We start from the raw sequence: 11,110 nt of genomic DNA, 5'->3' as shown, positions 1-11,110 counted from the left end.
TTTGGCACTCTGATGCCGTCGGGTATAGCGAGGGCTCCGCCGTTCCTACTGCCTCTCCTATCCGACGCGGGAGGGAGGCGTCCATACCATCTCCTGTGCACGGCGTCTTCAAAGGGAAAATGCGGCCCTCCCACGCAGCAGCGTGGAAAGGCCGCATTGAGCCGGCTTCGTTCCGTCTTTGTATGAACCATTCAACCGGGAATGTTGGTCGGTGCCGTTGCGCGCGCGCGTTATTCAGCCAACTTGCGCATCTCGGCGATGAGGTCGGATTTGCCTTCGAAGCCGATGCCGGGCAGCTCCGGCATCGTGATGTATCCGTTATCGACACGAACGCCGTCGGGGAAGCCGCCGTATGGCTGGAACAGGTCCGGGTACGATTCGTTGCCGCCAAGTCCGAGGCCCGCCGCGATGTTCAGCGACATCTGGTGCCCGCCGTGGGGAATACAACGGCTGCGCGACCAGCCATGCTGATGCAGCATGTCGAGCGTTCGCAGATATTCAACGAGCCCATAGCTCAACGCGCAATCGAATTGCAGCCAGTCGCGATCGGGGCGCATGCCGCCGTAGCGGATCAGGTTGCGAGCATCCTGCATCGAGAACAGGTTTTCGCCAGTTGCCATCGGCTTGTCATAGTAGTTGCGCAGCGTCGCCTGCAACTCGAAGTCGAGCGGGTCGCCCGCCTCTTCGTACCAGAACAGGTCGTACTGCGACAGGGCCTTCGCATACCTGATCGCCGTATCGAGGTCGAAGCGGCCATTGGCATCGACCGCGAGCTTCTGGCCGTCCTGCAGCACGCTGAGGATCGAGTCGATGCGTCGCAGGTCTTCGTCGAGCGAGGCACCGCCGATTTTCTTCTTCACGACCGTGTAGCCCCGGTCGATGTAGCTGCGCATCTCATCCTTGAGCTTTTCGTGGTCCTGGCCCGGATAGTAGTAGCCGCCCGCCGCATAGACGAAGATCTTGCGGTTGGCCTCGCCATTGCCGTACCGTTGCGCGAGGAGCTGAAACAGCGGTTTGCCCGCGATTTTCGCCACCGCGTCCCAGACGGCCATGTCGATCGTGCCGATGGCGACGGACCGCTCACCGTGGCCACCGGGCTTCTCGTTGATGAACATCGTCGCCCAGATCTTGTGGGGGTCGAGGTTGTCGCCGGAGTCGTCGACCAGCGAGGCAGGGGCGGCCTCGAGCAGGCGCGGGATGAAGCGCTCGCGCATCAGCTTGCCCTGGCCGTAACGGCCGTTCGAGTTGAAGCCGTAGCCGATCACCGGCTTGCCGTCGCGAATGACGTCCGTGACGACCGCGACGAGACTCAAGGTCATTTTGCTGAAGTCGATATAGGCGTTCCGGATCGGGGAACTGATCGGAACGGTTTTTTCGCGGATTTCAACGATTCTCACGCCACTGTCTCCAGAGATTTGAACAGTTATTGAGCCACACCGGCTTCAATGTGGTGAATAGCTTAGCCGCGAAAGAGCTTGCTAGAATTCACTTACGTTCACTACATATTTCACCAAAAGTGAGTACTGCCCCCGCATCCGACTTTGAGTTCTTCATTCTCCTGGCGAAACTCAGGAGCATGTCCGGCGCCGCCCGGGCGCTCGATCTGAGTCCGCCAGCGGCGACCAAGCGGCTGGGGATCATCGAGCAGCGGCTCGGCGCGCGTCTGGTCAACCGGACCACGCGCAGCGTTAGCCTGACGCCCGAGGGCGAGACCTATCTGCGCTACGCGTCCCGGATCGTCGGGCAGGTCCGCGAGATGGAGGAGGCCATATCCGGCGCCGGACGCGATCCGCATGGGCCGTTGCGCATCAACGCGACGCTCGGTTTTGGCAGGACGACCATCGCGCCGCTCGTCTCTGACTTCGCAAAGCGTTTTCCGAATGTCGAAGTTCAGTTCGAGGTGACAGACCGGCCGGTCGATCTCGTCGAAGGGGCCTTCGACATGGCGATACGGTTCGGCGAGCTACCCGACAGTCGCCTGAGCGCGAGGCGCATCATGAGCAATCGCCGCTTTCTTTGCGCGTCCCCGAAATATCTGGAACGTTTTGGAACGCCCGAGCGGGTGGAGGACCTGCACCAGCATCGCTGCATCATTCATCGGCAGAACGATGACGCTTATGGCGTGTGGCGCTACATCGTGAACGACCACATCGAGGCGATCAAGGTGAAAGGCGCGCTATCGAGCAATGACGGCGACATTGTCCTTCGGTGGGCGCTCGACGGTCATGGGATTCTGATTCGCTCTGAATGGGATCTGGCCAAGTATGTACAGAGCGGGCGCCTTAAGCTGGTGCTGCCGAATACCGTGCTGCCGTCCGCGGACCTGTTCGTCTATTACCCCAGGCAGCGCAATCAGACCGCGCGGGCACGCGCCTTCATCGACTTCCTCGTCGATCATTTTCACGCACCGTTCACACCGGTCGACGCCACCGTCGAAGTTCCGGAAAGGAAGAAGTGGGTCTCGCGAAAGTGACGTTCATGTCGCGAGGACAGCGCTCGTGAAAAACCGCCGCAAGAATGGCGACCATTACTGGGTATGCGCGAACGTCACACCGGTGATTGAAAGCGGCAAGACCGTCGGCTATCTGAGCGTTCGTACCAAGCCTTCGCGCGACGAAGTGAAGCTTGAAGCGTGAGTCGTCGCTTACGGTCGCTCGATGATCGTTCCCTTTCGGGGCGGAGCGCTCGGATCGTAATGGAGGTCTGGCGCATCACCGCCGGATTTTTTTCCAGCGGCTCGATCTTTGCAGTCAACCTAGTTCGAACGAACTCACCCCGAACACGCGTTGCACGGGAATGGCCGGCGGGGCGCGAGTGTACATTCGCGCCGTTTCGAACGCGCTAACCATGCCGTAGCGTTCAGCGAGCGCTACGGCGGCCGCGTTGACCTCCGGGACGTCGAACGCGATGACTTCGCCTGCGACGCTCGCGACCAGTCCGTCGAACAGATCGTTGGCGATCCGTGCGTCGTCGGCAAAGAGCGGACCGATCTTGTAGCCGGTCCCGCAACGGCGCAGCACGCCGTACCCCCTTATCTGAGCGTTGCGCACATCCGCCAGGGCCAGCGCCTGTGGCTGCGCGATCCAGTCCGCCAGGAAGCGGGGACGGGCGGTCGAAAAACATGCGCTGTCGTAGGCAACCAGTTGCGCGAACGGTACCTCCCGCGCGTTCGTCAGGTTTGGCGTCGACGCCGCTTGCACGACGCCCTGGAAGCGGATGTTGCGATAGGCGAACTGGAAGCCGGATTTTTTATAGTTCTGCTGCTGGGCAACGACACCATCGAGGCCGATCGTACGATCTCCCAGATAGCGCATCGCGTGCTGCCAGGTGCGCAGACCGAAACCCCTGGCGCGAAACGCCGGCTTGACGATATAGAGGCCAATGAAACCGAAGCGCTCATCGTAGGCGACTGCCGAGATACATGCCACCGGCTTTCCGCGCCAGGTACCGACGAAAAAGCCATTGGGGTCCGCATTCCAGAAGCACCTCGCGTCGTCGAGGCCCGGATTCCACCCCTCTGCCGCGGCCCATTCGACCGCCAGATAGACCTCGCGGAACGACATGTTGCGCACAAGGAAATCGTCACGATCATCCATGATCAAATGCATCAACGTGATTGGCTACAACGTCTACGCAGGTGTGAAGACGACAGCGCCCTGCTCGGCAACTTGCGCGAAGGTCCGAGCGAAGCGGTAGGCCTGTCCTTCAATGACCAATTGGTTGAATCCTGACCGCGTGGTCTCCAGAAGCGCGCGGACCAGCTTGTTCGGAATGGCCGCGCAGCTTGTCCAGTCCGCGTCTGGCTCGCCAGGATCACCAAGGTAGACTTCGCAATTTTCGCCTTGAGAGAGCACAAAAATCAGGCTCTTCCCTTTGTCTAGCGAAAGCTCCAGGTACTCTGAAAGCGTAGATGCGGGGTCACGAGAGGAAGAGTTCATAAGTGGCCTTTTGTGGGTCGGGCGTGGCATCCAAATAGGTAACAAGACATGGCACACCTCGAAGACGATCAGACCGGCAACTGGCCGGGCGCACCATCCAGAATGCGAAGCTTGTCGTCGATGTCGGGAAGCTGATGGCCAGCCGCGCGAAGCTCGTTGACAAGCCGATGCGCAGTTGCACAACACTGCGCAAGCGTCTCATGCAGTCGCGGTTCGCCCCGCAAACCGGTCACCACCTTTTCCAGCTCGGAGGGGGGCTCGCTTAGCAGGGCGGGAACCACCTCTTCCGCCGGGATCAGCGACCCGTGGCTCAAAAGCTGGGCCGTCCACTCGCATCCATACAGCAGCGTCCGTCGCTCAGCCCGTTTCGCTTCTTCCTGCTCCAGAGTCGCGAGACTGTGCCGGTTCTTGTGAATCGAAGCGCGCCAGGTCGCAAGTATGTCGGCGCGCAACGCTGCAATTGCGTTGCCGAGCGACGTGCTCTGACCGCCAACGACGAGCCGGCGTTCGTCGAGCCTGTCGACGTGGTCCCGGTATCCTTCGAGGAAGGGCTGCCAGTTCAAGGGCAATTCGGTCGTCTCGGAGAACGACCGGCTAGTCTCGTTGAGCTCGGTCCTGATGTCCTCGATGGCCCGAGCGTCGGCGAGCCGTGCCTCATAGACCTCGTGAGCCGTCACCATCTGGCGATGAAGGGCGAAAAGGGGATTCTTGTGGCGGCGTTGCAGGTGTCGCTCGGCGGCGCCGGGATGAGCGCTCCATTTCCAGTTGGGCAGCGATTTCGCGTCGAAGTCGACCGCGTCTATCATGGGCCGGAATACCGCCAGCCCCTCTTCGGTTGCATGCTCAAAACAGTCGGCCAGTTTGAAGTCGTTGCCTTGCAGGTCGGTGCCTTCGTTCCCGGCATAAGGCGAGTCCGGCGCGAGCCGGAGGAAGGCAGTAGCGAGGAAAAACTCCATGGGTAGCTCGACGGACAGACCCTCCAGTCGGAAGGTGCGCTGTTGAGCGGAAAGATCCTCGACAGAATGCGCGAGGCGGTTTTCGAGGTCGAGGAGCGAGTCGATCTTGTCGCCGGACGACGGTTGCATCGCGTCGGCGAGCAGGCACAAAGACTCACGCACCATTTTTGCCGCGATCGTGCCGTGCTTCTCGGCGAAAAGCCACAACCAGAGGGCAAGCTGATACCCCCGGACTCCGTTTCGCGCGAGCGTTTCGACTTCGGGCGCAAAAGTAATTCCAGGCGCGGCCCAGTTCGCAAACGGTGGCGAGTCGCTGCCCAGGTACATATCCAGAAGCTGCTTCAACGACTCATGCGTGCCGCTCGGCCAGCTTCGCGTCTCGTCGTACCGCTTCTCGGTCTTCCAAAGTTTCCAGGCCATCGTGAACCTCGCAAGAGTGTGCGGGATGCGGCTTGGTGAAGATACTTGCACACTCGGTCGGGGGCGTAAACCGGCGGTTGACCTTGTTGACCCGGAGAGGTTGCCGCGGTGCGATTGGGGTTTAAAGCGGGTCAAAACGCTATGAGGATCAATCGGCTTTTGGTCGATCGGTGCCGCCATAAGTCAGGCTTTCTCGGCCTGCTCGATCCTGGACTGGCGCGACTCGGAAACGGCGTCTGGGCGCATTCGAATCCCGCGGCTCGTGGTCGGTCGAGGTTTCGCTCACGCGCGGTTAGTACTAGGCTAGAAGCCGGATCGACGAAGACCGGCTGACGCGCGAACCATCCACGGTCGCGTTGGCCCGTGTTCGACGTGTTTTCATCGGCGTGTTGCCGCAATGGAGCGAGGTCCACCATGCAATTGTCCGCCGTCAAGGTCGTCAAGCCCGAAGCGACCAACTTCATTCTCGGGCAAAGCCACTTCATCAAATCTGTCGAGGATATTCACGAAGCGATGGTCGGCACGGTGCCCGGCATCAAGTTCGGTCTCGCGTTTTGCGAGGCTTCCGGCAAGCGCCTCGTGCGGCGCTCCGGCACCGACGAAAGCCTCGTCGAGATGGCATGCCAGAACGCAACCAACGTCGGCGCGGGCCATAGCTTCTTCGTGTTTCTGGGCGACGGTTTTTTCCCCGTCAACGTGCTGAACACGATCAAGGCCGTGCCGGAGGTCTGCCGCATCTTCTGCGCAACGGCGAATCCCGTCGAAGTGCTGATCGCTGAAACAGATCAGGGGCGAGGCATCGTCGGCGTGGTCGATGGTTTTTCGCCTGTCGGCACGGAAAGCGCGGAAGACATTCAATGGCGCAAGGATCTTTTGCGCACGATAGGCTACAAGCTGTAGCGGCTGCGCGTTCACCCGCTTCACGCGCGCCGCCACGCCTGCCGAAATCCTATGGAACGACAACGACGCCTGATTCCGGGCACGCTGTGGCCCGCCATTGTGCGACAGACCGGACATGCGCTGAGCTGCGGCGCGCTGCGACCGATCGACACGCAACAGTCCATGATCGACAGCGGCGGCATCCGCTTTCTCGTGCGTCAGGTGTCGAGCCTGACGCGCAAGGAACAGCAACGCGAGCAAGCGCGAAAACTGCAGACGGCAAAGCACCCTCAGGCGAACCCATTTCTTCCCTATGAGCCGGATCTGTTCGTCGCCGACATCTCCGATACTCACCTCGCGTTGCTGAACAAGTTCAACGTGATCGATCATCATCTGCTGATCGTCACGCGCGAATTCGAACCGCAGGAAGCGCTGCTCGATCTTGCCGATTTCGAAGCGCTGCTCGCGTGCATGGCCGAATTCGACGGCATCGGCTTTTACAACGCCGGCACGCAGGCGGGCGCGAGCCAGCCGCACAAGCACCTGCAGATCGTGCCGCTGCCGCTCGGGGAAGCCGATCCGTCCGTGCCTGTCGAGCCCTTGCTCGGTGCGGAGAACGGCATGCCGGATCTGCCGTTTCGGCATGCGTTCGCACGCTTTCACGCCGATGATCTGGCTCGCGCGGATGCGCCGAAGCTGGCGCTTTCACGCTATCGCACGCTGCTCGAAGCGGCGGATATCGGCGCGCTCGAAATCGACCGTGCCTGCTGTCATGCGACGCCCTACAATCTGCTGGTCACGCGGCGCTGGATGTTGCTGGTGCCGAGATCGCAAGAGCGAGTCGAAGGCGTGTCGGTCAACGCACTCGGCTTTGCGGGTTCGCTGTTCGTGCGCGATGCGGCTCAACTGGATGTGATCGAAAGGCTCGGCCCGATGACGGTATTGGAACGCGTCGCGCTGCCTGCGAATACATAGCGGCCGCGCAACCCGATCGCGCAGCAGACTCACGCGACGAACTCAAGCTCGGTCCGACTGCAAATACCTGTGCGCGAAAGCAATCGCCATGCTGCCCTCGCCGACGGCCGAAGCGACGCGCTTCACAGGGCTCAGTCTCACGTCTCCGCACGCGAACACGCCAGCCACGCTCGATTCGAGCAGATAAGGATCGCGCTGATGCGACCAGCGTCCGGCCTTGACGACGTCATCGCCGGTCAGAACGTAGCCGCGCACATCGCGCGCGATTTCGGGCGGCAGCCACTCCGTCTGCGCATCCGCTCCGATGAAGACGAACAGCCCGCCGCAGTCGTGTCGGCTCACTGCGTCGCTCGTCGAATCGCGAACGGTGATGGCCGTCAGATGCGTATCGCCATGCGCGCCGACGACTTCCGAGCGCAGCCGCACCGCGACATTCGATTTTCCCGCTAGCTGTTCGACGAGATAGCGCGACATGCCCTTTTCGAGCGAATCGCCGCGCACGACGAGCGTCACGCTGCGCGCATGATTGGCGAAGTACAACGCCGCCTGGCCGGCCGAATTGCCGCCGCCGATCAGATGGACATCGAGGCCGTGCGTCGCGCTCGCTTCGCTGCGCGCCGCGCCGTAGTAAATCCCCTTGCCGATAAAGCGGTCGAAGCCGTCGATCGCGAGCCGCCGCCACGTGACGCCCGTCGCGAGAATGATGGTTTGAGCGTGCACGGCGTCGCCGCCGTCGAGATGTATCCGCCGCGCCTGCACATCGATGCGCTCGACCGAGCGCGTCACGAGGATCTCCGCGCCGAGCCGCCGTGCCTGTTGCAGCGCGCGGCTCGCGAGTTCGTCGCCGGAAACACCATTGGGAAAGCCGAGATAATTTTCGATGCGCGAGGACGTGCCCGCCTGTCCGCCCGGCGCCTCGCGCTCCAGCACCAGCGTGCGCAGACCTTCCGACGCGCCGTATACCGCGGCAGCCAGCCCCGCGGGACCGCCGCCGATGATCGCCGTGTCGTATCCGGCCAAACGCGGCTGCGTCTGGAGGCCGAGCAGTCCCGCAAGCTCGCGGGTCGCGGGCCGCCTCAGCACCGTGCCGTCGACGAGGCGCAACGCGGGGCACTCGCCTTCCGTCGGAGACGTGCCAGGCCAGCGCGCGGGCAATTCGGGCGCATCCGGCGCCAGCCAGTCGACGCTGATCTGATTGCGCGCGAGGAACTGACGCAGCAGCGTGCACGCATTATCCCAACGGTTGCCGACGATCGTCACACGCGCCTTCGGCGGCTCGGCGGAAAGGCTTTGCAGCCCGCCGATGCGTTCGCGCGCGAGCGCGCCCATCTTGAACGCCACGTCGGGCGATGCCGCCGCGAGCGCATAGTATTGCGGCGCGTCGACCCGCATCACGCGCGAAGGCTCGGCCGCTCGATACGCGCCCGGAAACGGTGCGCTCAGCGCGAGCGGCACTTCGCCGAAGATCGTGCCGGGCAGACGCCAGCCCAAGGTTCGCTCGATGCCGTCGAACGTCTTGATGACTTCCATCTTGCCCGACAGCACGGCGTATAACGCGCGCTCGCCGCCTTCATGGACCGCGAACTCGCCCGCGCATAGATGCAGGTCGGCGCACGCGTGCACGAGGATTTCCAGTTCGCTGTCGGGGAGGGTCGAGAACAGCGGCACGGCGCGGATGTCGTCGATCGTCAGCATGGCTTGGTTTTCCGTTCTGTCAGGCAGACCACGTAACGCGCGGTCCACCGGGTTTCAGCGGCGTCATGTCGGACGATTGGACTCGCGCAAACGGATGTGCAGACAAGGCGCGAAGTCGGCAACCGCACTGACCCAGTATAGGATTTTCAGATCGCGATGCAGACGATCGACCCATGGGTGCGCTTCTGAAAGACCTAAGCTGGATGAACGGCCGCGATATGAATGCCGTATTTCGTCGCGGCCGTCCAACCAGTACCAGGCGATCAGCGTGGAGGTGCGCAATGGTGTTGCGATGGGTGCGAATGGTATGTCTGGCGACGTACGTGTGTGCCAGCGCGCAAGGATGTCTGGCCGCGGATTCGTCGGCGGCGCTCGCGGCTCCTGTCGCGCCGCCGGTCGTCTATGTCTCCGATTTCGATCTCGACGCCGCGAACATCGCCCCTGACAGCGGGCCAGGCCACCGCGCGCGAGGCATCCTGGGCAATCTGGTGCCTGAGGGCCCGCTGCGTCAGCAGCAGGATCCGCAGGCGCGTGCGCGAGACATCGTTGCGCTGATGGCGCAATCTCTGACGGACGATCTGAAGAAGGCCGGAGTAGACGCGCGCCGCGTCACGCCGGGTGAACCGCTGCCCCACGGCGGCTGGCAGGTGCGCGGCGTTTTTCTCAGTGTCGATGAGGGTAATCGGCTGCGTCGCGCGATGGTGGGTATGGGCGCGGGCCAAAGCCAGTTTCAGGTCGCGGTTTCCTGCGATAACCTGGCTACGCCGGAGTTACCGCCGCTCTATGAAACTGTTGAAGAGGGGGCAAGCAGGGATATGCCAGGCGCCGTGATCAAGCTCAACCCGTACGTGATCGCCGCGAAGGTCGTTCTGTCCGGCCGCGATGAAAAGACGGCGGTCAGGAAAAGCGCGGAGCAGATCGCTGACGAACTCGCGCGACGGCTTCAGACGGGTGCAAGTGAGGCCGGCAGCGCCGCCCCCGCCCGATAGGCGGCCGAAGCCGCCCGCTCAGCAGCCCGTCTGCTTGACGCGCTCGACCGCGAGGCCGAACACCGGACGCAGCTTCGTGCCGACCACGTTGCCCAAAAATGCCGAGACGAGCCACAGCCAGCCGTGCAGGCTGCCCGACACGATGCCGCTGAAGTACGCGCCGATATTGCAGCCGTACGCGAGGCGTGCGCCGTAGCCGAGAATCAGTCCGCCGATGATTGCCGCGATCAGCGAGCGCAGCGGCAGACGCCACACCGGCGCATAGCGGCCGGCCAGCGAAGCGGCAACCATCGCGCCGATCACGATGCCGATGTCCATGACCGACTTCACGTCGTGGCTGATCGGTGCGGCAAGGGCGGCCGCGTTCGGGCCGGTGCTCCACACATGCCAGCTCGCGACGTCGACGCCCATCGCGGAGAACGCCTTCGCGCCCCACAGCGCGAACGCCGACGTGATGCCCCACGGATGGCCCGACAGCGCGAGCGTCGCGAAGTTGAGGATCGCGAGCACGACGCCGCCGGCGAGGAGCGGCCACGGGCCGTGCAGCCGCGGCGATGCGTTCGGGGCGCGATCCACGTCGCTGACGAGACGGCCGTGACGGCGCTTTTCGATCAGCACGCTCAGCGCGGCGATGGCCGCGAACACCACGAGGTTCAGCGCGATTGCCGGGCCGACGCCGAGCGTCTGCACGAGCGAGATCGGCGGCAGATGCGGCAGCGCGGACCAGAACGGCATGTGCGCGGTGCCGATTACCGAGCCGATGATGAACGCGATCAGCGTGACCACCATCCGTGTGCTGCCGCCGCCGACCGTATACAGCGTGCCGGAGGCGCAGCCGCCGCCGAGCTGCATGCCGATGCCGAACATGAACGCGCCGATCAGGACCGACGTGCCGACGGGCGACACTTCGCCGACGACCGGATGACCGAATAGCGTGCCGGCGGAAAGCGCCGGGAAGAACAGCAGCACGCCGATCGCGAGCATCAGCATCTGCGCGCGCAGGCCGGCGCCGCGGCCGTCGGCGATGAACACGCGCCATGCGGACGTGAAGCCGAACGCGGCGTGATAGAGCGTGACGCCGAGCAGGGCGCCGAGGACGTACAGCGCGGCCTGTTTCACGCTGACGGTCTGCGCGAGATAGATCGCGCCGAGCACGACCAGCGCGAGCGCGACGGCGAGCGGCTTCGGATTGATGTTGACGAGACGGCGGGGCGCGCCGAACGGCGTGGAGAGATCGGACATGGTGAGCGGGGCGGGC

Annotated in this window: 11 protein-coding genes; 5 read left to right on the top strand and 6 right to left on the bottom strand. The window is 63.3% G+C overall.

Translation table 11 applies throughout. The features are described 5' to 3' along the window. Positions 1-230: 230 nt before the first annotated feature. Positions 231-1,397, bottom strand: a complete 1,167-nt coding sequence (locus tag HDG34_RS37100; RefSeq protein WP_184068557.1) for a mandelate racemase/muconate lactonizing enzyme family protein — start codon at positions 1,395-1,397, stop codon at positions 231-233. Positions 1,398-1,576: 179 nt separating this feature from the next. On the opposite strand from HDG34_RS37100, the gene HDG34_RS37095 reads away from it, so the two are divergent. After that, entirely contained in the window at positions 1,577-2,473 is an 897-nt protein-coding gene (locus HDG34_RS37095; protein ID WP_409259749.1) for a LysR substrate-binding domain-containing protein, read from the top strand. 25 nt (positions 2,474-2,498) lie between these two features. Beyond that, entirely contained in the window at positions 2,499-2,636 is a 138-nt protein-coding gene (locus tag HDG34_RS37090) for a hypothetical protein (RefSeq protein ID WP_184068571.1), read from the top strand. A 114-nt stretch (positions 2,637-2,750) separates the two neighbouring features. On the opposite strand, the gene HDG34_RS37085 is transcribed toward HDG34_RS37090, so the two are convergent. From HDG34_RS37085 to HDG34_RS37075, 3 genes are all read right to left on the bottom strand, one after another. Continuing rightward, positions 2,751-3,596, bottom strand: coding sequence for a GNAT family N-acetyltransferase (locus tag HDG34_RS37085; protein WP_184068554.1), 846 nt, complete (start codon positions 3,594-3,596; stop codon positions 2,751-2,753). A gap of 33 nt (positions 3,597-3,629) precedes the next feature. Continuing rightward, positions 3,630-3,938, bottom strand: a complete 309-nt coding sequence (locus HDG34_RS37080; RefSeq protein WP_184068551.1) for a hypothetical protein — start codon at positions 3,936-3,938, stop codon at positions 3,630-3,632. A 68-nt stretch (positions 3,939-4,006) separates the two neighbouring features. Then, positions 4,007-5,314, bottom strand: a complete 1,308-nt coding sequence (locus tag HDG34_RS37075) for a tryptophan leader peptide (protein ID WP_184068548.1) — start codon at positions 5,312-5,314, stop codon at positions 4,007-4,009. Between the two features lie 414 nt (positions 5,315-5,728). Here HDG34_RS37075 and HDG34_RS37070 point away from each other — a divergent pair, with 414 nt between their 5' ends. Then, on the top strand, positions 5,729-6,214 hold the full coding sequence (locus HDG34_RS37070; RefSeq protein ID WP_018422486.1) for an adenosine-specific kinase: 486 nt from the start codon (positions 5,729-5,731) through the stop codon (positions 6,212-6,214). Positions 6,215-6,265: 51 nt separating this feature from the next. Beyond that, positions 6,266-7,168, top strand: a complete 903-nt coding sequence (locus HDG34_RS37065; RefSeq protein ID WP_184068545.1) for a DUF4922 domain-containing protein — start codon at positions 6,266-6,268, stop codon at positions 7,166-7,168. Between the two features lie 42 nt (positions 7,169-7,210). Here the strand turns inward: HDG34_RS37065 and HDG34_RS37060 are convergent, their stop codons facing one another. After that, positions 7,211-8,863, bottom strand: coding sequence for a cyclic nucleotide-binding domain-containing thioredoxin-disulfide reductase (locus tag HDG34_RS37060; RefSeq protein ID WP_184068542.1), 1,653 nt, complete (start codon positions 8,861-8,863; stop codon positions 7,211-7,213). Positions 8,864-9,144: 281 nt separating this feature from the next. Here HDG34_RS37060 and HDG34_RS37055 point away from each other — a divergent pair, with 281 nt between their 5' ends. Continuing rightward, positions 9,145-9,852 carry a DUF4410 domain-containing protein gene (locus HDG34_RS37055; RefSeq protein WP_184068539.1) on the top strand — a complete coding sequence of 236 codons (708 nt, stop codon included), beginning with the start codon at positions 9,145-9,147 and terminating at the stop codon, positions 9,850-9,852. 18 nt (positions 9,853-9,870) lie between these two features. On the opposite strand, the gene HDG34_RS37050 is transcribed toward HDG34_RS37055, so the two are convergent. Then, a complete protein-coding gene (locus HDG34_RS37050) occupies positions 9,871-11,094 on the bottom strand; it encodes a YeeE/YedE family protein (RefSeq protein ID WP_184068536.1) in 1,224 nt (407 codons plus the stop codon). Between the last annotated feature and the right edge of the window lie 16 nt (positions 11,095-11,110).

The organism is Paraburkholderia sp. HC6.4b (genome assembly GCF_014200875.1).
Lineage (GTDB): Bacteria > Pseudomonadota > Gammaproteobacteria > Burkholderiales > Burkholderiaceae > Paraburkholderia > Paraburkholderia tuberum.
This window is presented reverse-complemented; position numbering and strand designations above follow the sequence as displayed.

Bases quoted from the DNA above. Each gene is read 5' to 3' on its own strand.
- HDG34_RS37055 (WP_184068539.1), top strand. From the start codon at position 9,145: ATGGTGTTGCGATGGGTGCGAATGGTATGTCTGGCGACGTACGTGTGT.
- HDG34_RS37065 (WP_184068545.1), top strand. From the start codon at position 6,266: ATGGAACGACAACGACGCCTGATTCCGGGCACGCTGTGGCCCGCCATT.
- HDG34_RS37095 (WP_409259749.1), top strand. From the start codon at position 1,577: ATGTCCGGCGCCGCCCGGGCGCTCGATCTGAGTCCGCCAGCGGCGACC.
- HDG34_RS37060 (WP_184068542.1), bottom strand. From the start codon at position 8,863: ATGCTGACGATCGACGACATCCGCGCCGTGCCGCTGTTCTCGACCCTC.
- HDG34_RS37070 (WP_018422486.1), top strand. From the start codon at position 5,729: ATGCAATTGTCCGCCGTCAAGGTCGTCAAGCCCGAAGCGACCAACTTC.
- HDG34_RS37075 (WP_184068548.1), bottom strand. From the start codon at position 5,314: ATGGCCTGGAAACTTTGGAAGACCGAGAAGCGGTACGACGAGACGCGA.
- HDG34_RS37080 (WP_184068551.1), bottom strand. From the start codon at position 3,938: ATGAACTCTTCCTCTCGTGACCCCGCATCTACGCTTTCAGAGTACCTG.
- HDG34_RS37050 (WP_184068536.1), bottom strand. From the start codon at position 11,094: ATGTCCGATCTCTCCACGCCGTTCGGCGCGCCCCGCCGTCTCGTCAAC.
- HDG34_RS37085 (WP_184068554.1), bottom strand. From the start codon at position 3,596: ATGGATGATCGTGACGATTTCCTTGTGCGCAACATGTCGTTCCGCGAG.